Origin of the sequence: Micromonospora sp. NPDC093243, assembly GCF_044753725.1 — a bacterium.
Lineage (GTDB): Bacteria > Actinomycetota > Actinomycetes > Mycobacteriales > Micromonosporaceae > Micromonospora.
In genome coordinates, this window is the sequence record NZ_JBIVNT010000001.1 from 79368 (window position 1) to 96166 (window position 16799).

Annotated in this window: 13 protein-coding genes and 1 pseudogene; 3 read left to right on the forward strand and 11 right to left on the reverse strand. The window is 72.5% G+C overall.

Features of this window, described 5'->3' with window-relative positions; genetic code table 11:
• Positions 1-163: 163 nt before the first annotated feature.
• The 9 genes and pseudogenes from ACIP9D_RS00415 to ACIP9D_RS00455 all read right to left on the reverse strand — a co-directional run.
• A complete protein-coding gene (locus ACIP9D_RS00415; RefSeq protein ID WP_350876963.1) occupies positions 164-1693 on the reverse strand; it encodes an aldehyde dehydrogenase (NADP(+)) in 1530 nt (509 codons plus the stop codon).
• On the reverse strand, positions 1686-3176 hold the full coding sequence (locus tag ACIP9D_RS00420) for an NAD(P)/FAD-dependent oxidoreductase (RefSeq protein ID WP_350876965.1): 1491 nt from the start codon (positions 3174-3176) through the stop codon (positions 1686-1688). The genes ACIP9D_RS00415 and ACIP9D_RS00420 overlap by 8 nt, the downstream gene beginning before the upstream one ends.
• A complete protein-coding gene (locus tag ACIP9D_RS00425; protein ID WP_350876967.1) occupies positions 3169-3462 on the reverse strand; it encodes a (2Fe-2S)-binding protein in 294 nt (97 codons plus the stop codon). Before ACIP9D_RS00425 ends, ACIP9D_RS00420 begins: the two co-directional genes overlap by 8 nt.
• Positions 3459-4616, reverse strand: coding sequence for an FAD-binding oxidoreductase (locus ACIP9D_RS00430; protein ID WP_350876969.1), 1158 nt, complete (start codon positions 4614-4616; stop codon positions 3459-3461). The genes ACIP9D_RS00425 and ACIP9D_RS00430 overlap by 4 nt, the downstream gene beginning before the upstream one ends.
• On the reverse strand, positions 4613-5305 hold the full coding sequence (locus ACIP9D_RS00435) for a GntR family transcriptional regulator (protein WP_350876971.1): 693 nt from the start codon (positions 5303-5305) through the stop codon (positions 4613-4615). The genes ACIP9D_RS00430 and ACIP9D_RS00435 overlap by 4 nt, the downstream gene beginning before the upstream one ends.
• Entirely contained in the window at positions 5302-6303 is a 1002-nt protein-coding gene (locus ACIP9D_RS00440) for a proline racemase family protein (protein ID WP_350876973.1), read from the reverse strand. The genes ACIP9D_RS00435 and ACIP9D_RS00440 overlap by 4 nt, the downstream gene beginning before the upstream one ends.
• Complete coding sequence (locus ACIP9D_RS00445) at positions 6300-7205, reverse strand: dihydrodipicolinate synthase family protein (protein ID WP_350876975.1); 906 nt, start codon at positions 7203-7205, stop codon at positions 6300-6302. Before ACIP9D_RS00445 ends, ACIP9D_RS00440 begins: the two co-directional genes overlap by 4 nt.
• A gap of 32 nt (positions 7206-7237) precedes the next feature.
• Positions 7238-8050, reverse strand: a complete 813-nt coding sequence (locus tag ACIP9D_RS00450; protein WP_350876977.1) for a M24 family metallopeptidase — start codon at positions 8048-8050, stop codon at positions 7238-7240.
• A 116-nt stretch (positions 8051-8166) separates the two neighbouring features.
• Positions 8167-8511: pseudogene (locus ACIP9D_RS00455) on the reverse strand (aminopeptidase P N-terminal domain-containing protein); the annotation flags it as partial.
• 898 nt (positions 8512-9409) lie between these two features.
• On the opposite strand from ACIP9D_RS00455, the gene ACIP9D_RS00460 reads away from it, so the two are divergent.
• Positions 9410-10123 (forward strand): VOC family protein, encoded by a 714-nt coding sequence (locus ACIP9D_RS00460; protein ID WP_350876979.1) that lies wholly within the window; start codon positions 9410-9412, stop codon positions 10121-10123.
• Positions 10124-10164: 41 nt separating this feature from the next.
• On the opposite strand, the gene ACIP9D_RS00465 is transcribed toward ACIP9D_RS00460, so the two are convergent.
• On the reverse strand, positions 10165-11085 hold the full coding sequence (locus tag ACIP9D_RS00465) for a hypothetical protein (protein ID WP_350876981.1): 921 nt from the start codon (positions 11083-11085) through the stop codon (positions 10165-10167).
• A gap of 139 nt (positions 11086-11224) precedes the next feature.
• A complete protein-coding gene (gene metH / locus ACIP9D_RS00470; protein ID WP_350876983.1) occupies positions 11225-14740 on the reverse strand; it encodes a methionine synthase in 3516 nt (1171 codons plus the stop codon).
• A gap of 262 nt (positions 14741-15002) precedes the next feature.
• On the opposite strand from metH, the gene ACIP9D_RS00475 reads away from it, so the two are divergent.
• A complete protein-coding gene (locus ACIP9D_RS00475) occupies positions 15003-15872 on the forward strand; it encodes a PAC2 family protein (protein ID WP_350876985.1) in 870 nt (289 codons plus the stop codon).
• A gap of 128 nt (positions 15873-16000) precedes the next feature.
• Positions 16001-16792: a GntR family transcriptional regulator gene (locus ACIP9D_RS00480; protein WP_350876987.1), complete on the forward strand. Its 792-nt coding sequence runs from the start codon at positions 16001-16003 to the stop codon at positions 16790-16792.
• The last annotated feature ends 7 nt before the right edge of the window (positions 16793-16799 follow it).

Below are 16799 nucleotides of genomic sequence, written 5' to 3' on the forward strand. Positions count from 1 at the left end.
AGGGCGCGGCAGCCCTCGGCGTCGGTGCCGGCCTCGCGCTGACGGCAGCCACCGTCGGCTGTTCCATAGCGACCGCTAGCTGCGGGCATAACCTCGAGCAGCTCCACCCGTGACAGCAGCAGGCCATACCTGCCAATAACGGCGCGTTCGGCCGGACGCCGGTCTACCGCGCCGTGTGCACGCCATCGACCACGCGGGGCAGGCCGAGCGGGTTGGCTTCCCGCAGCTCCGGGGGCAGCAGCGGGTCCGGGGTGCTCTGGTAGCAGACCGGGCGCAGCCAACGCTCGATCGCGGTGCTTCCCACCGAGGTCGAGCCGCTCGTCGAGGCGGGGTAGGGCCCGCCGTGCTGCATGGCCGGGGAAACCGTCACCCCCGTGGGCCAGCCGTCCACGACGACCCGTCCCGCGATCGCGCTCAGCGCGGTGACCAGTTCCGCCGCTGCGCCGTCCCGCTCGTCGGCGGCCAGGTGCACGTTCGCCGTGAGGTTGCCCGGCAGGCCGGCGAGCAGCGCGTCCCGCTCGGCCGTCGAGCCGTAGCGGACCAGCACGGTGACCGGTCCGAAGCACTCCTCCAACAGCTCCCCGTAGGGCCCGCCCTCGGCGAGCCGCGCCGCCGCGACCGTCAACACACCCGGCCGTACGGCCAGCGGCGTCCCGTCGTCGCCGGCCTCCCCCGCTGCCAACGGCTGCGTTACGCCGGGGAGGGCGACGCGGGAGCGGACGCCGTCGAGGAACGCCGTGCGCATACGCGGGTCGAGCAACGGCCCGGACGGGACCGCCGCCGTGACGACCGCCCCGACGACCGCGTCGCCCGCCGGTCCCTCGGGGAGCAGGACGAGGCCGGGCTTGACGCAGAACTGGCCCAGACCCTGGGTGTACGAGGCGGCGAGTCCCGCCGCGATCTCCTGCGCCCTGGTCTCGGCCGCCCGGGCGGTCACCACCACGGGGTTGAGGCTGCCCAGTTCGCCGTGGAACGGGATCGGCCGCGGCCGGGCGGCTGCGATGTCGAACAGCGCGCGGCCGCCGCGCACCGAGCCGGTGAACCCGACCGCCGCCGTCAACGGGTGGCGTACGAGTTCCGGACCCGCGTCGAAGCCATGGACCAGGCCGACGACGTCCTCGGGCAGCCCGACCTCGACCGCCGCCGAGCGCAGGATCCGGGCGCACAGGGCGGAGGTGGCCGGATGATCGGGGTGCGCCTTGACCACGACCGGGCATCCGGCGGCCAGGGCGCTCGCGGTGTCACCGCCCGCCACGCTGAAGGCCAGCGGAAAGTTGCTGGCCGCGAAGACCGCGACCACGCCGAGCGGCACCTTGTAGCGTCGCAGGTCGGGCCGGGGCGCGGGCTGCGCCTGCGGGTCGGCGTGGTCGATGATCACGTCGAGGTACGCGCCGGCGTCCACCACGTCCGCGAACACGCAGAGCTGGTAGCACGTGCGGGCCAGTTCGCCGGTGAGCCGTACGCTGCCGAGCGCCGTCTCCGCGTCGGCGGTCGCCACGATCTCCTCGCCGCTCTTCTGCAGGAGGGCGGCGGCCGTGCGCAGCAGGTCCGCCCGCGCGGCGTGGTCGCGGAGTGCCGCGCCGGCCGCGGCGGCCGCGCGCACCGCCCGGTCCACGTCCGCCGCCGTCGACTCCGTCGCGACGCGGGCCCGCGTCTGTCCGGTACGCGGATCGATGCTCAGTACGTCACTCACCGTCTCGTCCTCGTTCTCTCGTCGGGTGTTGCAGCGTCTCGGCGGGCGTCGTGTCGTCGGCCAGGTCGGCGAGTTCGCCGAGGGGCACCGGCACGGCGAGGCTGCGGGTGGCCAGCGGTCTCAAGTCGTCGGCCGTGGTCGCACGTCCGCTCAGCCGGGCCGCGATCGCGGCGGTGGCGAAGCCGCACACGCGTCCCTGGCACCAGCCCATTCCCGGCCGGGCCAGCATCTTCAGCGTGCGCGCGTCCTGCGCGCCGAGGTCGTGGTACGCCCGGCGCAGGTCGCCGTAGGAGACCTCCTCGCAGCGGCACACCAGCGTCGTCTCCGACAGCCACTGCGGCCACGCGCCCGGCACCGGGTAGGTCCGTTGCATGGCGGCGGCGAACCGCCGCCCCCGCCGCACGGCGCCGCGCAACCGCCTCGTCGCGGCCGGATCGGCCGGGCGGCCCAGTGCGGCGGCGAGGGCGAGCGCGCTCAGCCGTCCCTCGTGGACGGCCAGGGTCGCCCCGCCTACCCCGGTCGCCTCGCCGGCGACGTACAGCCCGCCGACGCTGCTGCGCTGACGGGCGTCGACGGCCACGACGAGGGACCCGTCGGTGTCCTGCACCGTCTCGGCGCCGAGCATGAGCGGCAGTTCGAGCGAGGGGGTGAAGCCCCAGCCGAGCGCCACGAGGTCGGCGGCGATCTCCTGCTCCGGTCCGGCGGGGCGGCCGGCGGTGTCCACCCGGACGGTCCGGACCGCCTCGACGCGGTCGGTACCGAGGATCTCACGGACCACGGTCCTCGTCCGGTACGGGATGCGGTGTCGGGCCATCAGCGCCGCGTACTGCAGTGCCTCGACGGCCTTGCCCGCCGCGGACATCGCGCCGACGGGGTCGCGCAGCCACCCGAGCGTTGCGTTGGCCTCGACGACGGCCGCGACGGTCACGCCGGCCCGCGCGAGGCCGGTGGCCACGGGCAGCAGGAACGGGCCGGTGCCGGCGACGACCGCGCGCCGCCCGGCGGTGGTGCGATGCCCCTTGAGTAGGGCCTGTACTCCCCCGGCGGTCATCACACCGGGCAGGTCCCACCCGGGGACGGGCAGTTGCCGGTCGTAGCCTCCCGGGCACAGGATCAGCGCCCGCGCGGGGAGGCTCCGGTCGATGCCACTGCCGGCGCAGGTGGAGGCGGTGGCCGTCATCCGGAGGGTGAACGCGCCGCCCTCGTCCCGGGTGATGAGCCAGACCTGATGGCCGGGGAGGTAGCGGATCCGACCGGCGGCGCGCAGGGCGTCCAGGCGGTTGCGCAGGCCGGTGAAGACCGGCCAGCCGTGGTGGCCGACGCGATCGGCGGGGCGGTCGTGGGTCTCGTCGTAGTGCCGCCAGTACTGTCCGCCGGGCTGCCCGGCGGTGTCGAGCAGGGCGACGGCGAGCCCGGCCTCGGCCGCCTCGACGGCGGCCGCGAGGCCGGCCGGGCCGGCGCCGACCACGGCGACGTCATGCACGGGCGGCACCGCCTTTCCCCGGTGAGCCGGGATCCTGTGAGTCGGCGTCGTCGCCGAGGGTCATGCCGTCCGCGGCCGTGACCAGGCAGGCGCGCTGGTCGGGGACGCCGTCGACGGTGAGCAGGCAGTCGAAGCAGACGCCGATGCCGCAGAAAAGTCCCCGGGGTCTGCCGCCCCGGCGGGTGGTGCGCCAGCCGAGAATGCCGGCGGCGACCAGTGCGGCGGCGACGCTCTGGCCCGGCTCGGCCGCAACCTCGGTGCCGCGGAAGGTCAACCGGTGGGTCATCGGGCCGCCTCCTCGGCGTCGGCGAACCGGTCCGGGGCGAACGGCGTGAGGTCGAGCTCGGTCCGCTGCCCTAGGAGCGCCTGGGCGATCAGCTTGCCGGTCCCGGCGGACAGGCCGATGCCGGCGCCCTCGTGGCCGCACGCGTGCCACAGGCCGGGCGCACGCGGGTCGGGACCGAGAACGGGTAGGTGATCGGGGCAGTACGGGCGGAAGCCGAAATAGGTGCGCATCGCACGGACCTGCCGCAGCATCGGGAACAGCGCGATCGCCTTGGCCGCGAGCGTGCTGATCGCGGTGACGGACACGGTCCGGTCGAAGCCGACGCGCTCGCGCGACGCGCCGATGAGGATGGTGCCGCCGGCGGTTCCCTCGACGACCGGTGAGGTCTGCAGGGCCGCGTCGGAGCTGGCCACGTCACCGACGTACTCGGCGGCGTACACCTTGTGGCGGATCGTGCGCGGTGGCATCGGCTGGGTGACCAGGATGAAGCCGCGCCGGGGCAGCACGGGGACGGATACCCCGGCGAGGCCCGCGACCGCGCCGGCCCACGTGCCGGCGGCGTTGAGCACCGCGCCGGCGGGGATGTCGCCGCCGGGGGTTCGCACGCCGCTCACCCGGTCGCCGGCGCGCAGGAAGCCCGTCACCTCGGTGTTCGTACGCACCTCGGCCCCGTGCTCGCGGGCCAGCCGCAGCAGGTGGGCCGCGAGAAGCATCGGCTGGACCTGGGCGTCCTGCGGATAGTGGGCGCCTCCGGCGAGTCCCGGGGACAGGTGCGACTCGTAGTCGCGCAACTCGCCCGGCGCGACGTCGCGGACCTCGACCCCGCACCGGCGCTGGTGCACGGTGAGCGCGCGCAGCGAGGCGAGGCTCTGCTCCGACGCCGCGACGACCAGGCCGCCCTTGGACTCGAACTCCCACAGGTCGCCGTGTTCCGCCAGGTCCTCGCGCCAGATCCGCTGCGAGTACAGCGCCAGGTCGAGTTCGGGGCCGGCCTCCTTGTCGGACACCAGCAGGTTGCCCTCGCCCGCGCTGGAGGTGCCGCCGGCGATCGCGCCGCGTTCGACGACGAGCACCCGCAGCCCCGCCAGGGCCGAGAAGTACGCGCTGGCCGCACCCACCACGCCCGCCCCGACGACCACGAGGTCCACGCTCATCTCACCGCTGCGCTTCGCTCGGCGCCGCCGGCCCACAGGCCCCGTACGTGGCCGATGTGGCGGCGCATCAGCAGCTCGGCCCCGGACGCGTCGCGGGCTTCGACGAAGTCCAGGAGTTCGTGGTGTTCGGCAGCCGAGCTGCCCAGCCTGCCGCTCTCCAGCAGCGGGGTCAGCCCGAGCAGCCGGGTCCGCGAGCGCAGGTCGGACACGACATCCACCAGGAAGCGGTTGCCGCTGTAGGCGAGCAGAGTCAGATGGAACACGTGGTCGGCCTCGATGTAGCCGAGCAGGTTGCCGCTCTCCGCCGCGTCCACGATGGCCTGCGCGCGGGCCCGCAGCTCGAGAAAGTCCTCCTTCGGGATCACCGCCACGGCGTCGCGCACGGTGGGCGGCTCGATGAGCAGCCGCACGGCGGCCAGATTGTCGAGGTCCTCCTCGGACATCTCCGTGATCCGGAAGCCCTTGTTCGGGTGGGCGACGACCAGGCCTGCCTTCACCAGGTCGAGCATGGCCTCCCGCACCGGCGTCGCCGAGACGCCGAGCTGCGCGCCCAACGCCGGAGCCGAGTAGACCACGCCGGGCTCCAGCTTGCCGGAGATGATCCCGGCGCGCAGGGCCTCCCGGATCCGGTCGCGCAGGTTCTCCCGGCGACCGATGCCGGGCAGATCCGGCACGGGCGTCGGACTCACAGCAGGAACCCCGCGGGAAACGGATCCGTGGGATCGAGGTGGAACTGTGCGGTGGCGGTGACCCACGCCCGGCCGGTGATCGACGGCAGCACCGCCGGGTGCGACCCGACCGTGGTCTCACCGAGCAGCCGCCCGGTGAAGCGGGTGCCGATGAACGACTCGTTGACGAAATCTTCGCCGATGCCCAGCTCGCCCCGCGCGTGCAGCTGCGCCATGCGCGCGCTCGTACCCGTGCCGCACGGCGATCGGTCGAACCAGCCGGGGTGGATGGCCATGGCGTGCCGCGACAACTGGGCCGTCGAGCCGGGGGCCTTCAGATAGACGTGGTGGCAGCCGTTGATGTCGTCGCGCTCGGGGTGAACCGGCCGGTCCTGCTCGTTCACCGCATCCATGATCGCCAGACCGGCGGCCAGCAGGTCGCCGGCGCGGGAGCGGTCGAAGGGCAGTCCCAGATCCGCAAGCTCGACGATCGCGTAGAAGTTCCCGCCGAACGCCATGTCGTAGCCGACCTGGCCGAAGCCCGGCACCTCGAGCTTCCGGTCCAGCGCGTGCACGAACGACGGGACGTTCTGGATGGTGACCGACTCGGCCACGCCGTTCCTCACGTTCACGGACGCGACGACCAGCCCGGCGGGGGTGTCGAGCCGGATCGTGGTCACCGGCTCGACGACGGGCACCATCCCGGTCTCGACGAGGACCGTGGCGACCCCGATCGTGCCGTGGCCGCACATCGGCAGCAGCCCGGAGACCTCGATGAACAGCACGCCGTAGTCCGCGTCGGGACGCGTCGGCGGCTGCAGGATCGCCCCGCTCATCGCGGCGTGACCGCGCGGCTCGTACATCAGCAACGTGCGGATGTCGTCGCTGTGCTGCATGAACCAGAGCCGGCGCTCGGCCATGGTGGCCCCGGGAATCGTCCCCATGCCGCCGACAACGACCCGGGTGGGCATGCCCTCGGTGTGCGAGTCGACGGCGTGGAACGTGCGGCGGGACCTCACTTGTACCCCTTGGCCAGGACGGCTTCGGTGTCGCCGGTGATCCTGGCCGCCACCTCGTCCGGCAGCGGCAGGCGCGGTGGACGACAGGCTCCGCCCGCGCGGCCGCAGACGTCCATCGACAGCTTGATCGCCTGGACGAACTCGGTCCGGGAGTCCCAGCGCAGCAGGGGGTGCAGGTCGCGGTAGATCGGCACCGCCTTGGCGATGTCGGCGGGGTCGCCGGAGGTGACCAGCCGGTAAAGCTCCACGGTGCTCTCCGGGATCGCGTTCGGGTAGCCGGCGATCCAGCCGACGGCCCCGGCGACGCCCAGTTCGAGCAGCACGTCATCGGCGCCGACCAGGAGGTCCAGGCCGGGCGCCAGCTCGCTGATCTCGTAGGCCCGGCGGACGTCGCCGGTGAACTCCTTCACACCGACGACCAGACCCTCTCCGAACAGCTCGGCGAGCAGCGCGGGAGTCAGGTCGACCTTGGTGTCGATCGGGTTGTTGTAGGCGACGACCGGCAGTCCGGCCCGCGCGACCTCGCGGTAGTGGGCAACGACCGCCCGGCGGTCGGCGCGGTAGGCGTTCGGCGGCAGCAGGAGTACGGAGGTGGCTCCGGCCGCGGCGGCCTGCTCGGCCCAGCGGCGGGCCTCGAGCGCGCCGTACGCGGCGACGCCGGGCATGACGCCGAATCCGGCGGGGGCGGCCTGGACGGCCGTCTCGACGACGCGCGCCCGCTCCTCGCCGGTCAGCGTCTGGTACTCGCCGAGCGAGCCGTTGGGCGTCACCCCGTCGCAGCCGGCGGCCGCGAGGAACCGGACGTGCTCGGCGTAGGCGTCGTAGTCGACGGAGAGGTCATCGTGCAGGGGAAGCGCCGTCGCGACGTGTACGCCGCGCCATGGCTGTGCGGAGGTGGTCATCCTGGCTCCTCGGGCGATCGGGTAGTGCAATGTCACATGGATCGGGTGGCTGCCATCCACTTCTCCAGACCGTCGGCCTCGATCGGCAACGCGCGGGACAGCACCTCCACGCCGTCCGGCGTGACCAGGAGGTCATCCTCGATGCGCACGCCGATCCCGCGCAGCTCGGGAGGCACGGTCAGGTCGTGTGCGTGGAAGTACAGCCCGGGCTCGACCGTGAGCACCATGCCGGGCGCCATCACCGCACCCTGGTACGCCTCCTCCGAGGCACGTCCGCAGTCGTGCACGTCCAGCCCCAGATGATGGCCGATGCCGCACACCAGATAGCGCCGGTGCTGCTGCCCGGTGTCGGACAGCGCCTCGTCCACCGAGACGGGCAACAGGCCCCAATCCGCCAGCCCCCGCGCGATCACCTCCATCGCGGCATGGTGGAAGTCGGTGAACCGGCTGCCCGGGCCGACCGCCGCCAGCCCCGCCCGGTGGGCCTGCTCCACCAGGTCGTGCACCTGCCGCTGGACGGGAGAGAACCGCCCGGACGCGGGCAGCGTGCGGGTGACGTCGGCCGTGTAATGGCTCCTGACCTCGACGCCCATGTCGAGCAGGAGCACCTCGTCGGGCAGCACCGGGCCGTCACAGCGCACCCAGTGCAGGGTGGGCGCGTGCCGGCCGCTGCCGACGATCGTGGTGTAGCCGGGGCCGTTGCCGTACGCCCGGGCGTACCGGTCGAAGGTGCCCTGCAGCCACCGCTCTCCGGGCCCGCCACCGCGGTCGGGATCTCCCGGGCAACCGCGGCGAAACCCTCGACCGTGCGGTCCACCGCCTCCCGGAGCTGCCCGATCTCCCACTCGTCCTTGTACATGCGCAGCTCAGCGAGGGTCCGCCCAACCTCATCGTCGCGGGTCACCTCCTCGGTGAGCTCCGCGAGCGGCCGGACGTCGATGCCCAGCGCCCGCGCCCAGTCGGCCGGCGCGGGCGCCGCACCGACCCACAGCTCACCGTGGCGGGCATCGGTGAAGAAACCGGGGTCGCCAGGTCGGGCGGGGGGCGGCAGATAGAGCGTGGCGGCAGCGCCGCGCAGCACCACGGCGGCGTTCTCGACGGCGCAGCCGGTCAGCCAGAAGAAGTCGCTGTCCGGACGGAAGTCGTACGTCGTGTCGTTGCTGCGCACGGGGGCCTGCCCCGACGCCAGCACGATGGTCCGGCCGGGAAGCGCCTCGGCCAGCCGGGCCCGGTGATCGGCGGCCGCCTCGGCGGCGCCCGGCACGACCGGCGGGGTGCGGTCGGAAACACCCCAGCCCGTGTTCATGTACGCCGTGAACGACGCGATCTCGGACAGCTTCGGCGGCCTGCCGTCACGCAACGGGAACTCCTTCCTGGCCGGACGGGTCCCGGTCGGGTCCCCAGGCCTCGGTGACACCGCCGCCCACCTCGCGGACCAACTCGGTCAGCCGAGCGAAGACCCGGTCGTCCTCGCGGACGCCCGCGTGCCGGTGATGCGCGTACCGCCGCAAACCGGGACCACGTCCCGCTGCGCTGCGCACGCCGCCCGCCTGATGGTGCGCGGACGAATAGGGTTGCTCCGCGCAATTAGCACCACTAGTAACGTGTGGCATTGCACTGACCCTAGGCCTGAACAGCTCACGTGCCAAGACCCGATCGCCGCCGCCGTGAAGCCGCGCCGGCGTAAGGCGTACGCCGCGAAACGGATCCGGTAAAGGCCGGGCGCCGCCCGTTGTGGAGGAAACGGGCGGCGCCGGCAGCGGGCCGCGACCCGGACGCGGACCGAGGTTTGGACGGAAGGCCCGGGGTCGTTGCCCTCGGCGTTCCACTGCCTCGGGCGGCCGGGTGCAGAAGTCCCTCGGACCCCGACCTTCCGCGCGGTGAACAGTATCGGCGCCGACTGACACTCGGGCGCCGGTTATGGCGGACTTAATCCGCTAATAAGCCGCCGATTAGCCATAGCCGATCGCTTACCGAGGAGGTGCGCGGCGTGCCGATCGGCGTGCAGCGACACTCTCCCGGCTGGTGGATGAAGCGGCTGTTCTTCCAGCTCAACGACCGCGACCGGCGCCAGCGGCGACCACTCGGGCGGTAGGGACTCCAGCTCGTTGGCCGCCCTAAGCACCCGCAGGGCCTCCCGGTCGATCCAAGCGGCAGCGGCGTCGCGCGCCCTTCTTGTCGCAGGGCTGAGGCAGGATGCGGTCATGACCGTGACAGCTCGCCTGGACCTCGCCATATTCGACGCGGCGGACATCGAGAAGGTCGGTTCGTTCTACGCCGAGCTGACCGGTTGGGACATCGTCCGGAGCGATTCCGACCGGTTCGGCATCCGGACTCCGGACGGCCAGGAGATCGAGTTCCAGCGCGCACCGGACCACGTCGCGCCACGGTGGCCCGGGCAAGAGCACCCGCAGCAGGTCCACCTCGACCTGCAAGTCGACGATCCCGAGACGGCGGCCGGACGGGCGGTGGCCCTTGGCGCGACGCGACTGGCGGACGGGCCGACCTGGATCACGCTGGCTGACCCGGCCGGTCACCCGTTCGACCTGTGCCAGGCCGACGGCGTCGGCCCGGTGATGACCCTGTTTGCGGTGACCTTCGACGCTGCCGACGCGTCAGCCCTGGCCCGCTTCTACGCCGACCTCACCGGCATGCACGTCACCTACGACGGGCCTGAGGGCGCGCTCATCTCCGCTGGCGGCAAGAACGTGATGTTTCAGCGGATCAGCGACTACAACCCGCCCCGGTGGCCGGACCCGGCGTACCCGCAGCAGGCCCACCTCGACCTACTTGTCGACGACCTCGACGCCGGCGAGGCCCGGGCACTGGAGTTGGGCGCGTCCCGTATTGATGTCGGCGGCGAGCGGTTCAGGGTCTTCACCGACCCGGCCGGCCACCCGTTCTGCCTGATCTGCTAGGGCAATCCTCGCCGACTGTCGTGCATGTGCTGGTTTAGTAGCTACGCATTAGCCCGGCGGAGGCGTTCGGCTGCCTGCGCCCGCAGCGCTTCGGCGCCCGCCGGGGTGCCACCGCACAGTGCCATCTCCCGGGCGTTGTACGCAGCCATCCACAAGCTGGCCGCCCATGCGATCTCCAGTTCGACGGCCGTGAACAGGCGCCGGCGAATGTGTTGATAAGCCACCAGGAACGCCTCGGAGCTTTCGATCGGCGCCAGCGTGGGCGGCCCGGAACTGGCGAACGACCCGCTCGCCGCTCCCACCAGCGCCGCCTCCGGCTGCCACGCCAGGCTGTCCCAGTCGTGCACCGCCCACACCTGCCAGCCATGCCACCGCAGGTTCTGCGCCTCGAAGTCGGCGTGGCCGAGCACGCACGGCAAGCCGGCGGCCAGCAGCCGCCCCCGGGCCCGCTCAGCCGTCTCGACAATGCGCGCGGACACGACACTCTGGTCCCGGCTGTCGAGAAAGTCGATCGCGGGCCACACCCCGGAATCGGTGTGGTCCCACCGTACCCAGGGCGGATTCGGCAGCGGCGGCGCGACGCGCACGCCGGCAAGTTCGCCCATCAGCCGGGCGAACACCTCCGCGCAGCGCACAGCAATGTCCGGGCAGTCCCCGTGCAACACCTCGCCTCCGGGGCGGAACTCCTCGGCGTGCACGGCCAGTGCACCGACATCGACCACCGGCGTGAGCGGCCGGGCACACACAAACCCGCGCTCGGCCAGCCGGGCCTGTGCCGCGACACACGCCGAGGCCCGGCCGCCGTCGGCGCGCGCCTTGACCACGACGTCCCTGCCACCGACCAACCGCAGACCGAACACCATCGAGACCTGTCGCGACTGGAACAGCACACCGGCGGGATAGCCGCCCAGATGGTCAAGACACCAAGCCGGCAACCAGTCCGGCAGCTCATCCAACCGCACACTCAGGACTGTCCCATAGCCACCGACCCGCACCTGTAGCAGCTCCAGCAACGGAGCCGGTGATGGTCCGGAGACGGCATGATCATGGTCCAGCGGCCGTCAGAGGGGGTTGCGGTGAAGGTCAGGGCACCCGCGGTGATCACTTGGCGTTGAAGTAGCTCGCCTCCGGGTGGTGGACCACGATGGCGTCGGTGGCCTGCTCCGGCATCAGCTGGAACTCCTCGGACAGCTCCACCCCGATCCGCTCCGACCCGAGCAGATCCACGATCTTCGCCCGGTCCTCCAGATCGGGGCAGGCCGGGTAGCCGAACGCGTACCGGCAGCCCCGGTAGTCGTTGCGCAGCAGGCCGGCCAGGTCCGCCGGGTCGTCCTGCGCGATCGTACGGCCGCCGGGCAGGGTCAGCTCGGCGCGGATCCGCCGGTGCCAGTACTCCGCGAGGGCCTCGGTGAGCTGCACGGAGAGCCCGTGCACCTCCAGGTAGTCGCGGTACTCGTTGCGGGCGAAGAGCTTCGCCGCGTACTCGCTGACCGGCTGGCCGACGGTGACCAGCTGCAACGCCACCACGTCCAGCTGCTCGCCGCGCGGGCGGAAGAAGTCGGCCAGGCACAGCCGGCGCTCCTGCCGCTGCCGGGGGAAGGAGAACCGGGCCCGCTCGGTGTGCCCGTTCTCGTCCAGCACCACCAGGTCGTTGCCCTCGCTGTAGGCGGGGAAGTAGCCGTAGACCACGGCCGCCTCGAGCACCTGGTCGGAGATCAGCCGGTCCAGCCAGTAGCGCAGCCGCGGCCGGCCCTCGGTCTCCACCAGCTCCTCGTAGGACGGTCCCTGACCGCCCCGGGAGCCGCGCAGACCCCACTGCCCGAGGAAGGTGGCCCGCTCGTCCAGCAGCGCCGCGTAGTCGGCCAGCGGCACGCCCTTGACCACCCGCGTGCCGAAGAACGGCGGGGTGGGCACCTCCACGTCACCGGCCACGTCCGAGCGGACGGAGGAGTCGTGCAGCTCCGGCAACGATTCGGTGACCACCGCCCGCTGCCGCTCGCGCCGCGCCCGCCGGGCCGCCAGCGCCGCCTCCCGCTCCGGGTCGACCACCGGCGCGCCGCCGCGCTTGGCGGTCATCACCCGGTCCATCAGCGACAGTCCCTCGAACGCGTCGCGCGCGTAGTGCACCTGCCCGGGGAACATCGACCGCAGGTCGTCCTCGACGTACGCCCGGGTCAGCGCCGCGCCGCCCAGCAGCACCGGCCAGCGCTCCGCGACCCCGCGCGAGGCCATCTCGGCGAGGTTCTCCTTCATGATGACCGTGCTCTTGACCAGCAGGCCGGACATCCCGATCGCGTCGGCGCGGTGCTCCTCGGCGGCCTCCAGGATGGCGTTGATCGGCTGCTTGATGCCGATGTTCACCACCTCGTAGCCGTTGTTGGACAGGATGATGTCGACCAGGTTCTTGCCGATGTCGTGCACGTCGCCGCGCACAGTGGCCAGGACGATACGACCCTTGCCGCCGTCCTCCGCGGTCTCCATGTGCGGCTCCAGGTAGGCCACCGCGGTCTTCATCACCTCGGCGGACTGGAGCACGAACGGCAGCTGCATCTGCCCGGAGCCGAACAGCTCACCGACCACCTTCATCCCGTCGAGCAGGATGTCGTTGATGATCGACAACGGGCTGCGACCCCCGGCCATTGCCGCGTCGAGGTCGGCCTCCAGGCCGTTGCGCTCGCCGTCGATGATCCGCCGCTTGAGCCGCTCGTCCAGCGGCAGCGCGGCCAACTCCTCGGCCCGGCCGGCCCGCGCCGACGCGGCGTCGACCCCCTCGAAGATCTCGATGAAGTGCTGCACCGGGTCGTAGCCCTCGCGGCGCCGGTCGTAGACCAGGTCGAGGGCCGCCTCCCGCTGCTCGTCGGGGATCTTCGACATCGGCAGGATCTTGCTGGCGTGCACGATCGCCGAGGTCAGGCCGGCCTGCACGCACTCGTGCAGGAAGACCGAGTTGAGCACCTGGCGGGCCGCCGGGTTCAGCCCGAACGACACGTTCGAGATGCCGAGGGTGAAGTTGACCCCCGGGTAGCGCCGCGCGATCTCCCGAATCGCCTCGATCGTCTCGATGCCGTCGCGGCGGGTCTCCTCCTGGCCGGTCGCGATCGGGAAGGTCAGCGCGTCGATCAGGATGTCGGAGCGGTCAAGCCCCCACCGGCCGGTCAGGTCGTCGATCAACCGGGCCGCGACGCGGACCTTCCAGTCCTTGGTCCGGGCCTGGCCCTCCTCGTCGATGAGCAGCGCCACCACCGCCGCGCCGTGCTCCTTGACCACCGGCATCACCCGGGCGTAGCGGGAGTCGGGGCCGTCGCCGTCCTCGAAGTTCACCGAGTTGACCACGCACCGGCCGCCGAGCATCTCCAGCCCGGCCTCGACCACCGCGGGCTCGGTGGAGTCCAGCATGATCGGCAGCGTCGACGCGGTGGCGAACCGGCCGGCCAGCTCCCGCATGTCGAGGGTGCCGTCGCGGCCGACGTAGTCGACGCACAGGTCGAGCAGGTGCGAGCCGTCGCGCGCCTGGCTGCGGGCGATCTCGACGCAGGCCCGCCAGTCCTCGGCGAGCATGGCCTCGCGGAACGCCTTGGAGCCGTTGGCGTTGGTCCGCTCCCCCACCATCAGCACCGAGGCGTCCTGGGCGAACGGCACCGGGTGGTAGACCGACGAGACGCCGGCCTCGTGCCGCGGCTCACGCGCCGCCGCGGTGACCCCGTGCAGTCGCTCGGCCAGCACCTGGATGTGCTCGGGGGTGGTGCCGCAACAGCCGCCGACCAGGCCCACGCCGTACTCGGTGATGAACCGCTCCAGCGCGTCGGCCAACTCGACCGGGGTGAGCGGGAAGTAGGCCCCGTCCGCGGTCAGCACGGGCAGGCCGGCGTTGGGCATCACCGACAGCGGGATCCGGGAGTGCTGCGACAGGTAGCGCAGGTGCTCGCTCATCTCCGCCGGGCCGGTCGAGCAGTTCAGCCCGATCAGGTCGACCCCGAGCGGCTCGATGGCCGCCAGCGCCGCGCCGATCTCGCTGCCCACCAGCATGGTGCCGGTGGTCTCGACGGCGACGTGGCAGATGATCGGCACCGACTGACCCAGCTCGGCCATCGCCCGCTTCGACCCGACCACCGCCGCCTTGACCTGGAGCAGGTCCTGGCAGGTCTCGATGATCAGCGCGTCCGTCCCGCCGACGATCAGGCCGGCGGCGTTCTCCTGGTAGGCGTCGCGAAGGGTGGCGTAGGCGGCGTGGCCCAGGGTGGGCAGCTTGGTGCCCGGCCCGATGGAGCCGAGCACGAACCGGGGCCGCTGCGTCGTGGCGGCTGCGTCGGCGGCCTCCCGGGCGATCCGGGCGCCCGCCTCGGAGAGCTCCCGGATGCGGTGCGGGATGTCGTACTCGCCGAGGTTGGCCAGGTTGGCGCCGAAGGTGTTGGTCTCCACGCAGTCCGCGCCGGCGGCCAGGTAGGCGTCGTGCACGCCGCGCACCACGTCGGGGCGGGTGACGTTGAGGATCTCGTTGCAGCCCTCCAACCCGTCGAAGTCGTCGAGAGTCAGGTCGGCGGCCTGCAACATGGTGCCCATCGCCCCGTCGGCGATGAGGATCCGATCGGCCAGCACGTCGAGCAACGAAGTCCGCACGGCTTCAGGTTAGTGCGACCTTGGCCGCAGCGACCGCCTCCCGCCCGGCGTCCCACATTGTGTCAGCGGGATCACGTTGTCCGGTTGCGCCGTCGGTGCCCCGGTTGTCCGGGCGTCTGAACGGCGCGGCCGACGGGCCGCATCCCGGCCCGGCACGTAGGCTGACGGACGTGAAGGAGAACAGGGACGCCACCGTGCACCAGGGGCGGACGACCGGGCTCGACCCCGCCGCCGCCCGCCACGAGCAGGGTGAGGTGACGGCGTGACCGAGTTCGACGGGCTGCCGGTGCTGCGTTCCCCGGTGGCCATCGCCGCGTTCGAGGGCTGGAACGACGCCGCGGACGCGTCCACCGCCGCCGTCGAGCACCTGGAGCAGGTCTGGCAGGCCCGGCAGGTCACCGAGCTCGACCCGGAGGACTTCTACGACTTCCAGGTCAGCCGTCCGACCATCACCATGGCCGAGGGCGAGACCCGCCGGGTCGAGTGGCCGACCACCCGCTTCATGGTGGCCAGCCCCGAGGGCACCGAACGCGACGTGGTGCTGATCCGCGGCATCGAGCCGAGCATGCGGTGGCGCACCTTCTGCGAGCAGGTGCTGGAGATCTGCCACAGCCTGGAGGTCGAGCGGGTGGTGCTGCTCGGCGCGTTGCTGGCCGACGTGCCCTACACCCGGCCGCTGCCGATCAGCGGCAGCGCCTCCGACGCGCAGGCCGCCGAGCGCTACCAGCTCACCCCCACCCGCTACGACGGCCCGACCGGCATCGTCGGCGTGCTGCACGACGCCTGCAGCCGCGCCGAGGTCGACGCCGTCTCCTTCTGGGTGCACGTGCCGCACTACGCCAACAACCCGCCCTGCCCCAAGGCCACCCTGGCGCTGCTGCACCGGGTCGAGGAGGTGCTGGATCTGCCGGTGCCGATGGCCGACCTGGCCGAGGAGGCCGCCGAGTGGGAGCAGCGGGTGCGCAGCGCCGCCGAGCAGGACGCGGAGCTCGGCGAGTACGTCCGCGAGCTGGAGGAACGGGTCGGCGACGCGGGCATCACCCCGCTGACCGGTGACGAGATCGCTCAGGAGTTCGAGAAGTACCTGCGCCGCCGTGGCGGGTCGGCCGGCCCGACCGCCGGTTCCTGGTAGCGCCTCTCCCCTGCCTCGGCCGGGCCCGGACGGATGTCCGGGCCCGGCCTTTTCGTGTGCGTGTTCGGGTGGCGCCGACACACCCTCTAGGGCATCCTAGGAACCTAGATGTGATCAAGGAGGCGGGCATGCAGATCAATCCGGGCGCTGCCGAGTTCCCGCACCGGCAGATCGCCGCGCAGCTCAAGGCCCAGGTGCGGCGCGGCGACTGGGGGCCGGGCGAGCGGCTGCCGTCCATCCCGGCCATCGCCGAGATGTTCGGCGTGGCGAAGCAGACCGTGCAGCGCGCCGTCGACCAGCTGCGGGTCGAGGGCATCCTCATCACCAAGCCGGGCTCCGGTACGTACGTCCGCGGCACCCGGCGGCGGCTCAACCGGCTCTCCCGTGGGCGCTACGGCGGCTTCCGCGGCTACCACACCGACCTGGCCGCCCGATACCGGCAGCAGCTCGTCTCCGTCGGCCGGGCCCCGGCCCCGGCGGAGGTGGCCGACGCGTTCGGCGTGGCCGACGGCACCGACCTGCTCTGCCGGCGGCACCTGGTCCGCACCGAGGACTCCCCCGTCGAGGTGGGCGCCTCCTGGTTCCTGCCCGCCGACACCGCCGGCACCACCCTGGAGCGGGCCGAGGCGTTCGGCCGGCCGCTCTACCAGGAGGCCGAGGAGGCCACCGGCCGCCGGTACGTCTCGGCGACCGACACGATCAGCGCCCGCCAGCCCAGCCGGGAGGAGGCGGAGACGCTGCAGATCCGCCCGGACACCCCCGTGCTGCACCTGCTGCACGTCGCCTACGACGGCGCCCACAAACCGATCGAGGTCGCCCAGGCCACCTGGCCCGGCCCGATGACCACCCTCACCGAGGAGTACAAGATCCCGGCCCCGGCCGCCGACCCGGAACCCGACCCCGGCCTAGTCCTCGGCTGACCCCCAC

Excerpts from the sequence above, each read along its gene's own strand:
- ACIP9D_RS00425 (WP_350876967.1), bottom strand. The coding sequence starts at position 3,462 with ATGACCCACCGGTTGACCTTCCGCGGCACCGAGGTTGCGGCCGAGCCG.
- ACIP9D_RS00430 (WP_350876969.1), bottom strand. The coding sequence starts at position 4,616 with ATGAGCGTGGACCTCGTGGTCGTCGGGGCGGGCGTGGTGGGTGCGGCC.
- ACIP9D_RS00445 (WP_350876975.1), bottom strand. The coding sequence starts at position 7,205 with ATGACCACCTCCGCACAGCCATGGCGCGGCGTACACGTCGCGACGGCG.
- ACIP9D_RS00460 (WP_350876979.1), top strand. The coding sequence starts at position 9,410 with ATGACCGTGACAGCTCGCCTGGACCTCGCCATATTCGACGCGGCGGAC.
- ACIP9D_RS00480 (WP_350876987.1), top strand. The coding sequence starts at position 16,001 with ATGCAGATCAATCCGGGCGCTGCCGAGTTCCCGCACCGGCAGATCGCC.